The organism is Microbacterium atlanticum, assembly GCF_015277815.1.
Taxonomy (GTDB): Bacteria; Actinomycetota; Actinomycetes; order Actinomycetales; family Microbacteriaceae; genus Microbacterium; species Microbacterium atlanticum.
The window spans coordinates 2,857,340-2,874,241 of record NZ_CP063813.1; the positions used below are offsets into that span (position 1 = coordinate 2,857,340).

General features: G+C 67.5%; 13 protein-coding genes. 7 read left to right on the forward strand and 6 right to left on the reverse strand.

All coding sequences use genetic code 11. From position 1 onward, the window contains the following. From IR212_RS13140 to IR212_RS13165, 6 genes are all read left to right on the forward strand, one after another. The gene (locus IR212_RS13140) at positions 1-813 is read left to right on the forward strand and encodes an ABC transporter permease (protein WP_194396335.1); all 813 of its coding nucleotides are present in this window, start codon (positions 1-3) and stop codon (positions 811-813) included. Then, positions 810-2,654, forward strand: coding sequence for an ABC transporter ATP-binding protein (locus tag IR212_RS13145; RefSeq protein ID WP_228479317.1), 1,845 nt, complete (start codon positions 810-812; stop codon positions 2,652-2,654). Before IR212_RS13140 ends, IR212_RS13145 begins: the two co-directional genes overlap by 4 nt. Further along, complete coding sequence (locus tag IR212_RS13150) at positions 2,651-4,357, forward strand: ABC transporter substrate-binding protein (protein WP_194396336.1); 1,707 nt, start codon at positions 2,651-2,653, stop codon at positions 4,355-4,357. The genes IR212_RS13145 and IR212_RS13150 overlap by 4 nt, the downstream gene beginning before the upstream one ends. A 117-nt stretch (positions 4,358-4,474) precedes the next feature. Next, a complete protein-coding gene (locus IR212_RS13155; RefSeq protein WP_194396337.1) occupies positions 4,475-5,902 on the forward strand; it encodes an FAD-binding oxidoreductase in 1,428 nt (475 codons plus the stop codon). A gap of 19 nt (positions 5,903-5,921) precedes the next feature. After that, positions 5,922-6,905 carry an amidohydrolase family protein gene (locus IR212_RS13160; protein WP_194396338.1) on the forward strand — a complete coding sequence of 328 codons (984 nt, stop codon included), beginning with the start codon at positions 5,922-5,924 and terminating at the stop codon, positions 6,903-6,905. A 10-nt stretch (positions 6,906-6,915) separates the two neighbouring features. Next, on the forward strand, positions 6,916-8,175 hold the full coding sequence (locus IR212_RS13165) for an alpha/beta fold hydrolase (RefSeq protein ID WP_194396339.1): 1,260 nt from the start codon (positions 6,916-6,918) through the stop codon (positions 8,173-8,175). Between the two features lie 64 nt (positions 8,176-8,239). Here IR212_RS13165 and IR212_RS13170 read toward each other — a convergent pair whose 3' ends face one another. Then, positions 8,240-9,010: an SDR family NAD(P)-dependent oxidoreductase gene (locus tag IR212_RS13170; RefSeq protein WP_228479318.1), complete on the reverse strand. Its 771-nt coding sequence runs from the start codon at positions 9,008-9,010 to the stop codon at positions 8,240-8,242. Positions 9,011-9,249: 239 nt separating this feature from the next. On the opposite strand from IR212_RS13170, the gene IR212_RS13175 reads away from it, so the two are divergent. Beyond that, on the forward strand, positions 9,250-9,948 hold the full coding sequence (locus IR212_RS13175) for a cyclase family protein (protein WP_194396341.1): 699 nt from the start codon (positions 9,250-9,252) through the stop codon (positions 9,946-9,948). Here IR212_RS13175 and IR212_RS13180 read toward each other — a convergent pair. The 5 genes from IR212_RS13180 to IR212_RS13200 all read right to left on the reverse strand — a co-directional run bounded on the left by IR212_RS13180 (position 9,936) and on the right by IR212_RS13200 (position 16,672). Beyond that, on the reverse strand, positions 9,936-11,567 hold the full coding sequence (locus tag IR212_RS13180) for an ATP-binding cassette domain-containing protein (RefSeq protein ID WP_194396342.1): 1,632 nt from the start codon (positions 11,565-11,567) through the stop codon (positions 9,936-9,938). The two genes, IR212_RS13175 and IR212_RS13180, sit on opposite strands and share 13 nt — an antisense overlap. Before the next feature lie 11 nt (positions 11,568-11,578). Beyond that, the gene (locus tag IR212_RS13185; RefSeq protein WP_194396343.1) at positions 11,579-12,493 is read right to left on the reverse strand and encodes an ABC transporter permease; all 915 of its coding nucleotides are present in this window, start codon (positions 12,491-12,493) and stop codon (positions 11,579-11,581) included. A gap of 2 nt (positions 12,494-12,495) precedes the next feature. After that, positions 12,496-13,551 carry an ABC transporter permease gene (locus IR212_RS13190; protein ID WP_194396344.1) on the reverse strand — a complete coding sequence of 352 codons (1,056 nt, stop codon included), beginning with the start codon at positions 13,549-13,551 and terminating at the stop codon, positions 12,496-12,498. A gap of 101 nt (positions 13,552-13,652) precedes the next feature. Further along, positions 13,653-15,248, reverse strand: a complete 1,596-nt coding sequence (locus tag IR212_RS13195) for an ABC transporter substrate-binding protein (protein WP_194396345.1) — start codon at positions 15,246-15,248, stop codon at positions 13,653-13,655. 200 nt (positions 15,249-15,448) lie between these two features. Further along, positions 15,449-16,672 (reverse strand): acyl-CoA dehydrogenase family protein, encoded by a 1,224-nt coding sequence (locus tag IR212_RS13200; protein ID WP_194396346.1) that lies wholly within the window; start codon positions 16,670-16,672, stop codon positions 15,449-15,451. Positions 16,673-16,902 lie beyond the last annotated feature (230 nt).

The following is a 16,902-nucleotide window of genomic DNA, read 5'->3' on the forward strand; positions in this document are numbered from 1 at the left end:
ATGCCGCGCACGCTGCGCTCGGGCGAGGGACTCGTCGGGACGATCCTTCTCGTGCTCATCGTGGCGATCGCCGTGCTCGGCCCGCTCGTCGCCCCCTACCCGCTCGATGCGCCGGTCGGCATTCCGGGGGCGCCGCCGAGCGCTGCCTTCCCCCTCGGCACCGACTTCATCGGGCGCGACGTGCTGAGCCGGGTCCTGTACGGCGGTGCATCAGTGCTCGCTGTCGTCTCGATCACGATCGTGCTGACGTACCTTATCGGCGTCGCGGTAGGCATGGCCTCCGGCCTGCTGCACCCCCTGTTCGGGGCCGTCACGATGCGCACGATCGACATCATCATGTCCATCCCCTCGCTCCTGCTGATCCTCGTGCTCATCAGCGGCATGGGAAGTGAGACGTGGGTGCTCGTGCTCGGCATGGTGCTGGTGCTGTTCCCCGGCGTGGCGCGCATTGTGCGTACCGCGACAATGGAGATCGCGACGCGCAGCTACATCGAGGCGGCGTGGACGCGTGGCGAGAACTGGATCTGGGTGGCTGCCCGCGAGGTCTTCCCGAATATCTCCCATGTCGTCTTCGCTGACCTCGGCGTTCGATTCTCGAGCGCCGTGATCCTCTCGGCCAGCGTGAACTTCCTGGGACTCGGGGCTCAGCCGCCTGCCGCGAACTGGGGACTGCTGGTGGCCGAGAACCGCGACTACATCGGCACCAATGTCTGGGCTGTCCTCGTTCCCTCCATCCTCCTCGCGTTGCTCGTCATCTCGGTGAACCTGCTGAGCGAGGCATATGTCCGCAGCCTCGGAAGGTCGAGACTTTGAACCCCGAACGCCCTGTCGTCCTCGACCTCGCAGGTCTCGTCATCCGAAACCGGGAAGGCGCCGCGATCGTCGACGGCGTCGACCTCCGGCTCCACGAAGGCGAGGTCATGGTGCTCGCCGGCGAATCGGGATCGGGGAAGACGACGGTCGCCCTGTCTCTCCTCGGCCACTGCGGAGACGGCCTCACGATCACCGCGGGAAGCCTCGAGATCGCGGGAACGCCGATGCGCATGGACGACTCCATGCGCTCCAGCCGTGGATCGGTCATCGCCTACGTGCCACAGGATCCTAAGCGGGCGCTCAATCCGGCGCTGCGCATCGGAGACTCGCTGCGCGACGTAGCCCGTGCGCACGGGATTGCGACCGGAGGACTCGCCGAACGACTGCTTGCATCCGTCGGACTCCCGTCGACCCAGGCCTTCGAGCGACGCTATCCGCATCAACTGTCGGGGGGCCAGCTGCAGCGTGTGTCGATCGCGGCCGCGCTGGCGTGCGATCCGGCGGTGATCGTGCTGGACGAGCCGACGACCGGTCTCGACGTCGTCACGCAGGCGAAGATCCTCGACGAACTGCGTCGTGTCCGCGACGAAAAGGGTGTCGCCATGATTTACGTGACCCACGATCTCGGCGTGGCTGCCGAGGTGGCCGACCGACTCGCCGTCATGTACGCCGGAGAGCTCGTCGAGGACGGGCCTGCGCGGGACGTGCTCGCGCGTCCACGGCACCCATATACGCGCGGCCTGCTGGCCTCGATCCCCGATCACGTGTCGCCCCGACGCCTGCAGCCGTTGCCTGGTGTGTCGGTCGCGGTCGGCGAGCGCCCCAGCGGCTGCCACTTCGCTCCTCGCTGCGGCCAGAAGACCCAGCGGTGTGAGACGGATAAGCCGGCGCTGACCCTGGTCCCGGCGGGTGAAGCGGTGCGGTGCTTCGAGTGGGAGCGGACCCCGCCGGTGGAGAACATCCCGCTGGAACTCGCGAACCGACCGGCCGATACGCCCACCGCGCGCGTTCCGGTGCTGGCGGTCTCCGCACTGTCCGCACACCACCGTTCGGCAGGTGAGAAGATCACTGTCGCCCGCGACATCAACTTCGTCATCGAACGCGGGGCGTCGGTAGCGCTGGTCGGCGAGTCGGGGAGCGGGAAGACCACGATCGCCCGAACCATCGCCGGCCTCCACTCAGACGCCAGCGGGCAGATCCTGCTCGACGGCACACCCATGCGCCCCGCGGTTCATCAGCGCCCCGTCGCACAGCGCCGCATGGTGCAGATGGTCTTCCAGAATCCGGCCGAGGCGCTCAATCCGCGCCACACGGTTGCACAGTCGATCGGCCGCACGCTGCGACTCCTGCGCGGGATGCGCGGCAAGCGGGCTTCTGACGAAGTGGCACGGCTTCTCGACCTGGTTCGCCTGCCGCAGCGTCTTGCCGGACGCTATCCCCTCGAGCTCTCGGGCGGAGAGCGCCAGCGCGTCGCCATCGCGCGAGGCCTCGCCGCAGACCCGCAGCTGCTGCTGTGCGACGAAGTCACCTCGGCGCTCGACGTCTCGGTGCAGGCCGCCGTACTCCAGCTCTTGAACGACCTGCGCGGCGAGCTGGGTCTCAGCCTGCTGTTCATCACGCACGACCTGGGCGTCGTTGCGACGGTGGCCGACGAGGTGCTCGTGCTGCGCGGCGGCAGCGTCGCCGAGCACGGCAGCGCGTCACAGGTGCTTCGTGATCCCCAGCATCCCTACACCCGCACCCTGCTGGAAGCGGCTCCGTCGATCCAGGCCACCATGCGGCACTGGAAGGACGAGCAGATCGTCCGGGCCCTCGATCCGACAACGCGGGCGTCGGCATGACCCGCACCAGTCCCCGTCCCATCCACAGCAAGAGTGAGGTTCGCAAGATGAAACAAGAAGTCGTCCACCGTCGACGCCCCGGCAGGTTCGCGGGCGCGGCCCTCGCCGCCGCCGCCGTCGCTGCGCTGCTGGCCGGTTGCACGTCCTCCGGCGCGAGTACCGCCCCGACACCCGGGGCGGCTGCACCGTTCCTCGCCAGCTCCGGCGACGGCACGCCGGTCGAGGGCGGCGAGCTTCGCGTCGGCTTCATCTCGGGCGGGCCGGCTGAGTCGATCAACCCCGGGATCACCAACAACTATGGCGACCACGCCCGGGCGCTGGCCGTATACGAGCGGCTGTTCGTTCAGGACGTGACCGATCCCGGCACGCCCGAATTCCAGATCGACTACGGCCCCGGCCTCGCCACAGACGCGAGCTCGACCCCCGACGCGACGCTCTGGACGATCAGCTTGCGGGAGGGCGTGCTCTGGCAGGATGGCACTCCGTTCACTGCCGACGACGTGGTCTGGACGATTCAGAACGTCTGGGCCAGCGAGCAGAGCTACTTCTACCCATACGCTGCTCCGCTCATCGACTTCGCCAACGTGCGTGCGGTCGACCCGCTGACGGTCGAGATCCCGCTCGCCACCGGAGTGGCGGAGTTCCCCTCGCTGCTCACGCTCTCAGGCGCCGCGATCTCGAAGAACGGCATCGCCTTCGAAGATCTGGGCACCGACCCCATCGGCACAGGCCCCTTCGTGCTCGAATCGTTCTCCCCGGGCGAGCGCACGGAGTTCGTCGCGAACGAGAACTACTGGGACGAGGGGAAGCCGTACCTCGACCGCCTCACGTTCGTCTCCTTCGACGATGAGGGCGCACGTTCCAACGCACTGCTCAGCGGTGCGCTCGATGTCGTGCCGAACTACTCGTTCTCCCTGGCCGCGGCGAACCTGAACAACGACCAGATCAAGATCCTGAATGTGCCCTCCGGCAACACGCACTTCATCTATGTGCGTCTCGACGAGGAGCCGTTCACCGATCCGCGGCTCGTCGAGGCGCTGCGCATGCTCGTGGATCGTGAGACGCTCGTGCAGAACGCTTTCGGTGGCTTCGCGACCGTGAGCAACGATCTGCTCGGCGTGGGAACCCTGAACTTCGCAAGCGACCTCGAGCGCGAGTACGACCCTGAGGGCGCCCGCGAGCTGATCGAGGAGGCCGGCCTGGAGGGCACGTCGATCGAGATCACCACGGCGCCGGTGATCGCCGGGTTCGTGGAGGCGGCGACCCTGTTCGCGGAGCAGGCTCGCGCTGCGGGGCTCGAGGTGACGGTGAACCAGATCGACCCGGCGACGTACTTCACCCCCGCCGCCGGTTACGGCGAACTGTCGATGGGCCAGGAGGCGACGCTCGCCTACCCGTCGCTGACCGCTCACTACCAGACGTTCTTCGCGCCCGGTGCCCTCGCCGACCTGACCAAGTGGCCGGACACGCATCCCGAGTCTGCGACGCTTCTTGCGCAGGCTATGGCGGAGACCGACCCGACCGCGGCAGCGGACCTGTGGGCGCAGGTGCAGCAGCAGCAGTTCGACGAGGGCGGGACGATCGGCATGGGCAACGCGAATGAGGTCGATGCCGTCGCCCCGAACATCCGGGGCCTGCTCGCCGCGGGCTCGTCCGTCGCGCTGAACAATTTCGCCTTCCAGAACGCCTGGATCGAGGAGTAGAACACCCGGATCAGGGGTCTGCGTGGACCCGCCACGCGGACCCCTGATCCAGGTTCCGTGATCACCCAGCGAACCGGCGGCGAGGGATCCCGCCATTGCACGAGAGAACATGACCAGATGAACACCGCCGTTTCCGCCCTCACCGCTGTCGACTTCGCACCACTCCGCGACGCTCTGCTGCCGCAGAAGGCACTGTTTCCGGGTCTCTCGCGCCCGGGATCCCGCGTCATCGTCCCCGCTGACGCCGACTACGAGATCGTCCGCCGCGTCTGGAGTTCGCACATCGACAAGCGTCCGATCGCGATCGTGCAGGTGACCGGAGTCGCCGACGTCATCGCGACCGTGAACTTCGCTCGCGAGAACGGCATCCCACTCGCGGTCCGTGGCGGAGGCCACGCCAGCTCCGGCTACAGCACCGTCGATGACGGCATCGTGCTCGACCTCTCCCCGATGCGCGGCATCTTCATCGACCCCGAGAACAAGGTCGCCCGCGTCGAGGCCGGTGTCCTGCTGGGTGAGCTCGACCACCAGTGCGCACCGTTCGGCCTGGCCGCTGTCGGCGGGACGAACTCCACGACCGGGGTCGCCGGCCTCTCCCTGCACGGCGGCTTCGGCTACCTGTCGCGCCGTCACGGCTATACCGCAGACACGGTGCGGTCCGTGCAGCTCGTCACCGCAGACGGACAGCTGCGCACGGCATCCCGAGACGTCAATCCCGACCTCTTCTGGGCCGTACGGGGCGCGGGCGCCAACTTCGGAGTCGCCGTGAGCTTCGAGTACGAGCTCTTCGACCTCGACCAGAACATCCAGGCGGGTGCCATCGCATTCCCGATCGATCGGGCCGCCGAGTTCTTCGGCCTGTTCAACGAGTGGGCGCCGACGACGCCCGACGACCTCTACAGCGAGGCGCTGGTGTGGTTCCAGCCAGGCGACGACGGCGAGCCCACCGACGTGCCCGTCGTCGCGCTGTCGATCGTCTACACCGGCTCGGGCGATCTCGACGAGATCCTCGCCCCGATCCGGGCGTTTGGCGGGCCGCTGTTCGACGACGTGGCGCCGACCACGTACCTCATCGTGCAGAAGCAGTACGACGAGACGATCCACCACGGCCTCAGCATGGTGCACACGTACGGTGTGCTGCCCGAGCTCACTCCCGAGCTGATCGACTCCACGATCGCCGGCTTCCTCGAGACGCCGTCGCGGAACACGCTCATCTCCTTCGGCTACTGGGGCGGTGCCATGGCGCGCCCCGCAACCGAGCCGAACGCGCTGGCCCGAGGCACCGCCCCCTGGCGTGCGGTATGCGAGACCATCTGGCCGGACGGTGGCGACGCCGAGGCGAACATCACCTGGTCGCGCGAATACTGGAACACGCTGCGGCCGCATTTCGCGGACGAGACCCAGTACCTCAACTACACGACATATGCCGATGAGGATGCGGTTCGCAAGGCATACGGCGAAGAGTCGTATGCCCGGCTCCGAGAGGTCAAGCGGAAGTACGACCCGACGAACTTCTTCCGCGTCAACTTCAACATCGTGCCATGAGCGCGGCAGGAGACCCGCGATGAAGCTCGTCGCTCTCGAAGAGCACATGGCGACGCCCGCCCTGCAGGATGCGTGGGGTGGACTGTCGATCACGAGCGCCGACGGCGATGACATCGCCGCACTGCTGAACGACATCGGGGAAGAGCGCCTGCGTCGCATGGATGACGAAGGCGTCGATGTGCAGGTGCTCTCGCTCGGTACACCGGGCATGCAGGATCTTGAGCCCCGGCTGGGGGTGGAACTGGCTCGCTCGACCAACGATGTGATCGCGGATGCCGTCGCCGCCCATCCCGATCGCTTCCAAGGGTTCGCAGCGCTGCCGGTCACGGATCCGGATGCCGCGGCCGCGGAGCTGCGTCGCGCGGTGAGCGAGCAGGGCCTCGTCGGCGCGCTTCTCAATGGTCGCGCGGCGGGCGACCGCATGCACGACCACGCGGCATTCGAGGGCATCTTCGCCACCGCGGCGGAGTTGCGGGTTCCGCTGTACCTGCACCCGCGGCAGCCGCACCCTGCGGTGGAATCGCTGTACTACCGCGGCGTACAGGCGGTCACCGAGGCGTTCGAAATCTGGGGGGTGGGCTGGTACTACGAGTCGGGCATCCAGCTCTTCCGCCTGATCTTCTCGGGCCTGTTCGACCGATATCCCGACCTGCAGGTGATCATCGGGCACTGGGGGGACGCCGCGGTGCTGCTCGCCGACCCGGTGTCGATGCCGGACCCTCTTCAACTCGGCCTGCGCAAGCCGATCGAGCGGTACCTGCGCGAGAACGTGTATGTCACCGGCAGCGGCATCCGCAGTCACCGCGCGCTCCGCTGGAGCATCGAGGCCGTGGGCGCCGATCGGGTGATGTTCGCCACGGATTATCCATGGGTCCGCGCTGATGGCGCGACCCGCAACGGCGGCGCCCGGCGGTTCCTCACGGAATCGGGACTGCCCGCCGACCAGATCGAGCTGATCGCTCACAAGAACTGGGATGCGCTGGTCTCCGGCATCCGTCGGTGATGATGCTGCCGTGAGAGGAGTCCACGAGATGGTCGGCTCGGTCGATCCACCCCCTCCCGTGCGGCTCGTGCTGGTCCACGGGTCGTGCCACGGCGCATGGTGCTGGGAAGAGGTGGTCGGTCCACTCCAGGAGCGCGGCTGGGTCGTCAGCGCGCCCGATCTGCCGTTCACCTCCTTCTTCGACGATGCGGAGGCCGTTCGCAGGGAGATCGCGGCGGCGAAGCATCGGGGGGAACGCGTCGTAGTGGTCGGCCACAGCTACGGCGGCGCCGTGATCACGCAGGGCGGTGAAGCGGCCGACCACCTGGTGATCTGCGCCGGTCCGCTTCCAGACATCGGCGAGATCGTCGACGATCCCCGGGCAGCGACGCCCGAGGTCACTCCGGCGGATGTGTTCCTGCCGGACGGCATGTTCACACTCGACCCCGTCCGCGCCGCGGCGGGCTTCTTCCATCGTTCCTCACCCGAGCAAGCCTGCCGCGCCGGGGAACGGATGCGTCCCATGCCTGCTGCATCCTTCGACGAGCGCCTGACGAAGGCCGCGTGGCGACATGTTCCGACAAGCTACATCGTCTGCGGCGACGACCGCGCGTTCGGCGCCTCATTCCAGCGCTCGCTGCTCGACCGCGTGCGTGATCACACGGAGTTCGACTGCGACCATTCGCTGTTCTACTCGGCCGCAGGCCCCCTGATCGATCGCCTGCACGACATCGCGACTGAGGTCGGGCAACGGCGCACCTCAAAAATAGCCGACCCGGAGCTTCCCGCTCCTGTCCGTACGAAAGGAGAACGAATGGACGCGCAAGAACAGTCTGATCGGCTGGAGCTGATGCACCTCGAAGCGAGCTACACGGTTCGATTCGACACGAAGGATGTCGAGGCCTGGGCCGATCTCTTCACGGAGGACGGCTCGTACACACCCGCGTACTTCGCCCGCACTCCGCACGATGTTCCGGTCGCCGGTCAGGGGCGCGAGGCTCTCATCGCATTCGCGAAGGCCTTTCCGGAGCGGACGCAGCACATCTTCGGCATCCCGTACTTCACGATCGAGGGCGACCGCGCGGCCGCCCGGATCCCGATGGTGTCGATCGGTGTCGGCGAGTACGGAACCCACCAGGCGTCCCAGCTGTACCACGGCTACTACGACGTGCAGTACAAGCGCACGCCTGCGGGGTGGCGGATCCACCGCCGGCAGAGCAATGTCATCACGCAGTCCGACTCCTACCAGGGCAGCGGTCCGGCCCCGGTCGATCCTGTGTCCCACGACTGACACACAGGCACGAAGAGGGGCCCACACCGTTCAGCGGTGGGGCCCCTCATCCATCAGCGCTCGATCATTCGAGATAGCCCGCGGTGGTTCCGCCGTCGATGGGGTAGACCAGACCATTCGTGTAGCTCGCCTCGTCGGAGAGCAGATGCGCCAGAACGGTCGCCACCTCGGACGCCTGTGCGAAGCGGCCCATCGGATTGCCCTTGGCGGCTTCCTTCCGTTCCTCCTCCGACACGCCCTCGAGAATGCGCTCGTGCATCGGCGTGATGATCCACCCCGGGGTCACGACGTTGCTGCGCACGCCGCGCGCGCCGAACTCCATCGCGAGCGACTTGATGAGACCCACCACACCGTGCTTGGCGGCGCAGTACGCCGACCAGTCCGGGTAGCCGTGCGTCCCGCAATCGCTGGCGACGGCGACGATGGAGGCCTTCCCGGCGTCGAGAAGGTGGGGCAGCGCCGCCCGGGCGGTCAGCATGACGCCGGTGAGGTTGATGTCGAGGCACCGCGTCCACTCGTCGACGCTCTGCTCGAGGAACGGCTTGATGACCTCGATACCGGCGCACGCCGCCACCGCATCCAGGCTGCCGAACGCCTCCACGCCAGCAGCAGTGGCCGCCGTGAGATCGTCGAGCGACGTCACATCTCCCGGGTAGGCGACAGCGGAGCCGCCCAACGTCACCTCGACGAGCGCTTTCGTCTCCTCCAGACCCGCGGCATTGAGGTCGAACAATGTGACGCGCGTGCCACGGCTCGCGAGTTCGAGGGCGGTCGCGCGCCCCATTCCTGATGCAGCTCCTGTGATGAAGGCGCTCCGGGGTGAGCTGGTGGACATCGGTGGTCCTTCCGTCAGATCTTCGCTTCGACGCGAGTCACGCCGTCGCGGGCGGGCTTCTCTTACTGTGCACTCCGCCGCGCCGGCGGGGTATCGCCAGACGGCGGATGACCCGCCGGGCAGTTTGGCCGTTCGGAGCGGTGTCGCTTTGCGCGTTTGTCCATCGTCCCTGTCCCTCGGCTGTCCTAGGTTTTTCCAGGACCACCCACCGGACCGACCACCCAGCGAACGAGGAGCCGATGATCAGCACGGATACGCTGAAAACCGCAAGGATCATCGACCTCTCGATGCCGGTCCCCGATGGCATGGAGGTGTATCCGGGCGAGCCGGTGCCACGGTTCCGGCCGATCTCCACTCATGAGGCCGACGGGTTCGAGATGTGGGAGCTGAAGCTCTTCAGCCACCTGGGAACCCACGTCGACGCGCCCGCGCATTTCATCCGCGGGGGCGACACCAGCGAGAAGCTCCCGCTCCGCTCGATGATCGGTCCCGTCGTCGTCCTCGACGTGACGGTCGACAGTCCGGGCGGTGTGATCGCCCACGAGGACATCGCCGCTCACGACGATCGAATCCGCGCCGCCGGACGAGTCATCCTGCGGACCGGCTGGGACGGGCTGGTCGGGACGGCGGACTACTGGGAGCCGTGGCCCCAGGTGTCCCCCGCGACCGCCGCTCACCTCGCCGAACTCGGGATCACGTTCCTCGGCCTTGACACGCCCGGCCCCTCACACACTCAGATGCACGAGGTGCACGAGGTGCTGCTCGAGGCGGGCTGCGTCATCGGCGAGAGTCTGGTCAACCTCCGCGAGCTGTCGGAGGACTCGTTCCTGATCTGCCTGCCCGTGAAGGTCGCGGGCGTGGATGCCGCGCCCGCGCGAATCGTGGCGATCGAGGCAGCGGCCGCTCCAGGTGGCCCCGCAATCGCTCAGCCCTCCTGAGGGACGCTCAGATCCGGCGCTGCGGCGAGCAGCGCAGCTGTGTACTCGTGTGCGGGATGGTCCAGCACCTGCCTCGTTGTGCCGCGCTCACACACCTCACCGCTGCGCATCACCAGTACACGGTCGGCAAGCGCCCTCACGACGCCGAGGTTGTGCGTGATGAACAGCATCGCCAATCCCTGCGCCCGCAACTCCGAAAGCAGCGTGACGATCGACGCCTGCACCGAGACATCCAGTGCGGACGTCACTTCATCGCACACGAGAAGCTGTGGCCGTGCCGCGAGGGCGCGCGCTATCGCGACGCGCTGCTTCTCGCCACCCGACAGCTCGTGCGGTCGTTTGCCGAGCGCAGTGCGGGACAGGTGCACACGGTCGAGCAGCTCCGCGCTCATCGCCGGCACCTGCGCACGACGCGCGATGCCGAACAGACGCAGCGGACGACCCAGGATCTGCTCCACCGTGTGGCTCGGGTTGAGCGATCGGTCGGGGTTCTGGAAGATCAGCTGGATGCGCTCACGGTCCGCACGAGTGCGCTTATCGGCATCGTCGGCCAGCCGCTCACCCGCCAACTCGATGCATCCTGCGGCGACCGGCATCAGCCCGGCGATCGCCCGGCCGGTCGTGGACTTGCCGCTTCCGCTCTCGCCCACGAGGGCGACGCACTCGCCCGAGCGGACATCGAAATCCACACCCTTGACGACCGGCGCCGATGCCCCGTAGCGCAGCTCGAGTTCTGATACGCGCAGCAGCGGAACGTCCGTCTCCGAGGCCGGGGGCGGGAGCTCTGACGCCTGGCCGAGCGTGTCCGCGCGCACGCGAGGCACTGCGCGGAGGAGCATCGCGGTGTAGGGGTGTGCGGGCCTGGCCACGAGCTCGGCCGTCCGCCCCTCCTCGACGATACGTCCGGATCTCATCACGGCGATGCGGTCGGAGATCTGCTCGACGACGGCCAGATCGTGCGAGATGTAGACGAATGCGACCCGCTCGGACCGAGCCAGGTCGCCGATGAGCTCCAGGACGCGTGCTTGGGTGGTCACATCGAGACCTGTCGTCGGCTCGTCGAGAACCACGACGGAGGGCCGCGTCGCCATTGCCATCGCAATGAGCAGCCGCTGCTGCTGCCCGCCGGACATCTGGAACGGATAGGCCCGGTGCACGCGGTCTGGCAGACCGACGCGCGTCGTGAGTTCGCGCGCGCGACGATCGGCCTCCGCGGGTTCGATGCCGTGGACGATCATGGTCTCTCGCAGTTGTGCGCCCGCCCGGGCACGCGGGAACAGCGATGTCGCCGCGTCCTGCGGCACGTAGGAGATCGAGCCCCCGCGCAGGCTCTGGAGGCGGGCCGGAGTCGCGGCGACCACATCGGTTCCGGCGACGATCGCACGGCCGCCGGCGATGCGCAGACCTGGCCGCGCGTGCCCGAGCAGGGCATGGGCGACGGCGGTCTTGCCTGAACCGGATTCGCCGACTATCGAGAACACCTCTCCCGCGTTCACCGCGAACGTCACACCGTGGACGATGGGGATGCCCGTCGTCGTCGATACCTGCAGGTTCTGCACGACGAGAGGCGCTGGGGCCTGTACGCCGCCCGGGGAGCGCGTCTCGAAGTCATCAATCATGTTCTCTTCCTTCACGAGCGACCGACCGACCGGGCGACGGCATCGGCGACCAGAGTCAGGCCGATGGTGAGGCATGCGATCGCGGCCGCGCACACGATCACCGGAAGCGGCTGGGTGGTGATGCCCATGCGGTTCTCACTGATCATGAGTCCCCAGTCGGCTGCCGGCGGGGCCTGCCCGAAGCCGAGGAAGCTGATGGCAGCCATGAGCATGATCGCCCACCCGAACCGCAGGCCGACGTCGGCCGCAATCAGCCCGCGGATGTTGGGAGCGATCTCCCTCAGGAGGATCGACGATGTACTCTCGCCACGCGCTCGCGCGGCGTCGACGTACTCTGTCCGAACGAGTCCGAGTGCCGCACCGCGGAAGATCTGCACGACGGCCGGCAGCTGGATGATCGCGACAGCCAGCAGGATCACGATCGGACCGCGGCCGAACGCCGCGATCACGATGAGGGCGAGCACGATCGCGGGAATCGCGTTCAGCACGGTGCTCGTCGCGCGCGCGCTGTGATCGAACGCTCTGCCGTTGCGGTATGCCGCCAGCAACGCGATCGGGATCGCGACGGCATACGCGACCGTCACGGCTACCAGCGCGAGGAGGATGAGCAGCCAGCCGCCGTGGAGAAAGCGGCTGAGCACATCACGGCCGAGGTAGTCCGTGCCGAGCAGGGCGCCCGCCCCGGGTGGCTGGAAGGGCGTACCCACGATCGTCGCGACACTGTGCGGGGCGAGCAGGGGACCGATCAGAGCGACCACGATGACGACCGACATGAGGCTCGCACCCATACGACCCGCAGTCGTGGATCCGATCGCGCGCACCGCTGCGCATGCGACCCCCGTTCGACGCATCGAGCGAGCGGCCTGCTCCGCGTCGGCGTTCTCGGAGCTTGCGGCGGGCACGGGGTGGTTCGTGTGCGGAGCCATGGTCATGCTTCCTTCGTGCGCGGTGTCGACGCAGCCTGCCGCCGGTTGGACGCGCGCAAGCGGGGATCCAATACCACTGCCACCGAGTCGGCGAGGAGATTGCCGACGACCAGCACCGCCGTGATCACCATCGCGCCCGCCAGCACGGTGGGTGTGTCGCGAGACGCGACAGCGTTCGTCATCGCGATGCCCAGTCCCGGGTATTGGAACAGCGTCTCCGTCACCACGACGCCGCCCACGAGCCATCCCGCGGTGAGCACCACGATGGCGATGATCGAGTTCAGAGCGCTCGGAACGGCGTGGCGCCACACGATGCGCCATCGCGGGATGCCGCGCAGGGTCGCCGCATGCACGAAGTCGGAGCTCAGGATGTCGATCATGGCGGCCCGGATCATGCGACTGCATTGAGCGACGGCAATGACGATCAGAGTTGTCACGGGAAGGGTGAGCGCGGGGAGCTGCTCCCAGAGGGGAATGCTGGAGTTCAGCAAGGAGGTGGCCGGGAGCAGGCCGAGGAGGTTCGTGAAGATCAGGATGAGAATCGTGCCGGCCACGAACTCCGGGATCGACGCCCACGCCAGTGCGCTCGAGGAGAGTGTCAGGTCCAGCCAGGAGTTCCGGCGCACCGCCGACACGACGCCCAGCAGGACGGCGAGAGGCACCATCACCGCGATGGCGATCCCGGCGAGCACCATCGAGTTGATCAGGTATGGTGCGAGCGTCGTCGAGATGGGGCGGCCGGTCAGGACCGACGATCCGAGGTCGCCGCGCACGACTCCAGAGAGCCACTCGAGGTAGAGCTCCCAGACCGGACGATCCAGCCCGTACTGCTCGCGAAGGATAGCGACGCGCTCGGGCGATGCGTCCTGGCCAAGAGACACCTGGACGGCGTCGCCGGGGATGACCGCGAGCCCGGCATAGAGCAGGACGCTGACGGCCAAGAGCGTCGCGAGAGCGGTCGCGGCTCTCTTGAGGATCGCCAGGCCGGTGAGGGACGGCGTCGCAGGACGGCCGCGGGCCACTCCCTCACGTGCACGGGGCTTCTCGAGTGCGACCATGTCTGCGTCCTCTGCTGTTGCGCGGCGGCCGATCGGGCGTTCGGTTGTCACACGAAGAGGGGATGCCGGGCATCGGCGCGAGGCATCCCCTCATGAGCGCGCTAGTGCGTCACGTAGACGTCGACGAAATCGAAGTCACCCAGCGGGAAGGAGGACGAAGCGCCGAATCCATGCACAGTGCTCCGCGCGCCGTCGAGGAAGTCCGGGTACACGGGGATGATGTAGCCGCCGCGCTCGTAGAGGATCCGCTGCGCTTCCATGAGCAACTGGTCGGCAGCGTCACGATCGGTCGTGCTCAGTGCCTCGTCATACAGCGCTCGCCACTCCGGGTCATCCCACTCGGTCTCGTTCTCGCCCGTTCCGACGGCCATCGCATAGTTGGCGCCGTAGTAGTAGAACAACGGCTGCCCCGACCAGTAGCTCGATCCGAACGGATTCTGGAGATACGACTCGCTCCAGTACTGGTCGCTGGGCAGCACCTCGAGATTGATGGTCACCCCACCTGCCGCCGCCTGCTCAGCCATGAGAGTCGACATGTCGCGGATCCCCGGGTAGATGTCTGACGTGTAGAGCGTCACCTCGAGGTCGTCGTAGCCGGCGTCGGCCAGGATCTTGGCCGCGGCCTCGGGGTCGTATTCTCTCTGCGGCACGTCAGCCGGGTACGTTGTCGCATCGTCGATGCCCGACAGATCGTTGCCGACGCGCGCGTATCCGTAGAACACGTTGTCGACGATCTGTTGGCGGTCGACGAGAAGACGCAGAGCCTCGCGCACGGCCGGGTCAGCGAAGTCGCCGGCGTTCGGGCCGGACGTGAACATGTACTGGACGAGGTGCGTGCCGCTCGGCGAGTCGATGGCCTCGAAGCCCGGCGTGTCCGCGATCGACTGGAACTGCGCCGGCGGCACGCCGGCGATCGCGTCGACTTGCCCACTCAGCAAGGCGTTGACCCGCGCTTGCGGGTCTGAGATGGAGAGGATGACGAGTTCATCGAGGTAGGGCTTGCCCTCGACGCGGTAATCCGGGTTCTTGACCAGGACGCTCTCCTGCCCGGGGACGAAGCGATCCAAGACGAAGGGGCCGGTTCCGACCGGGTCGTCGAAGTCTGTCGTGCCGTCCTTCACGATCCCGAAGTGGTAGTTGGACAGCACCTGATCGAAGTAGGAGTTCGGGCTGGCGAGGCTCACAGTGAACGTCAGGTCATCGATCTTGTCGATCGCCACCACGCTCGCGAGCAGACCCGAGACGACCGACCCCGAGTCCGGCGCCTGATGCATGCGCAGCGTGAAGACGGCGTCGTCGGCGCTCAGCGGCGTCCCGTCCGAGAATCTCACGCCGTCTTTCAGCGTGATCGTCCATTCTGTGGCGTCGGCGTTGGCCTCGAGGTGCTCGGCGAGGTAGGGTTGCACCCCCTTCTCGGGGTCCACCACCGTGAGGGGCTCGAAAATCTGGTGGATCCGCAGATAGTCGCTCGTCGTATTCGCCGTCAACGTGTCGTTCGACTCGAGATTGCCGTCGCCGAGGATCGCTACGCGCAGTGTCCCGCCCGCGCCCGGCTCGTTCGACGTCTCGGCTGAGTCGACCGAGCCGCCCCCCGAGCACGCCGCGAGAACGACCGACACGGCGACGGCGATGGCAGCAGCGGCCGCCCCCCGTGCGTGACGTGATCTGGATCGCCGCGATGTGGTGGCCAGGGGCATGGGTCCTCCGCTCGGAAGATCCGCGGACCCGGATTCGCCCGATCGTTCGGACGGGGACCGCGGCTGTGCGAGTCAGGATCGACGATCTGCGCGAGTCGGCGCATTGTGCAGGTGCCCATCAAATCGCGCGCGATTTCATCCGAACGGCCCGAGGCCCGTCCTCCCCGAGCTCCCGCGCCATGACGGCGCGGGAGCACTTCTTAGCCGAGAGGGTCGAGACCGAGATTCAGGCGTCCGGCGTCGGTGTGCAGGACATCCCACTGCGCGCCGATGTGCGTGCGGTACATGAGGGCATCCTGCTGAAGGCGGCCGAGCGTGGCACCGGCGAGCGCCGTCGATGACGTGCCGCCGGTGACGAAGGCCTGGTCGATCACCTTGCCCGCCAGCAGGGTGGCCTGGACGACTTGACCACGCAGACGCGCGTCGTCCGCCTTCGTGAAGACACCGCGTCCTTCCGCCCAATCGACCTTGCGTCGCTCGAGCTCGGCGAGCGCCGAGTCCAGCAGTGCGGCCGCGGAGTCGGTCATCGACATCAGCTCGCCATACCAGCGCTGGTAGAAGAACGACTGATTGCGGGGGCCACGCGGCGGGATGCTCGCGCCGCGAGCGAGCAGGCGCTCGTACTCGGCGAGAGCCGCCTGGGCGGCGCCGACCTGCGTCGCGGCGAACCCACCGGCGTAGGTCGTGTACGTGCGGCCGAGGTAGAGCGCGTCACCGTGAATCTCGAATCCAGGAGTCGACTCGCCTGTGCCGAAGTCACGCACGACGGCCAATTCGTCGGGGACGAACGCGTTGTCGATCGCGACCGTGTTGGACGCGGACGCGTGCATCCCCAGCGCGGCATCCTGGCCCCAGTCGTCGAGGACGGTGTAGTCCTCGCGGGGAACGAGGAACAGGTACGGGGTGCGCGACCCGTCTTCCTGCGTGGCGAAAGTGCCCGCGAGGAAGTGGGATCCCCACGTGCTGCCCGAACAGAAGTTCCATTTGCCCGAGATGCGGAAGCCACCGTCGGCGCGCTCGACACTCGACTCGGGGGGCGCGACACGCGACGCGGCGATGAACGGCGAAGCCGAGAACGCCGCCTCCTGCGCTGCGAGCGGGAAGTAGCTGCCCACGTCGTACTGGCTAGACGTCGCGGCGCTGAACGCCCAGGAGGCGCCCGGATCCGCGACCGCGATCTCTCGCACGACGCTGTAGAACGTCCGCAGTCCCAACTGCAGGCCACCGAACCGGCGCGGTCGCAGGATGTCGTACAGCTGCGCTTCGAGGAACGCCTCATGCACCGGCGCCGAGTAGGTGCCGATCCGTGCGTGTTCGGGCTGCAGCTCACGCAGCAGCGGCTGAAGAGCGCGGACACGGGCAACGAGCTCGTCAGCGGTGGGTGTGGGCGCGTGCGTGGCGATGTCGAGTACTTCGTTGCTCATTGCTCGTTGGTTCCTTCTCCTGGGCGGGCACGACGCAGTGCACGGGTCGCCGCCGCCGAGACGGGGTGGGCCGGGAGCCGGGTCTCTCCTCGCTCCGGCGTTCCCGCCACGGCGTCGGTGCGATTGCGTGGGTCTGCTGTGCTTTCGACGGTAAGCCGCCGAGCCCGCCGCAATGTTTCCGGCATGTTTCAGCCGAATGACCCTCGTGTTTCGAGGTATGCCCAGCGCTG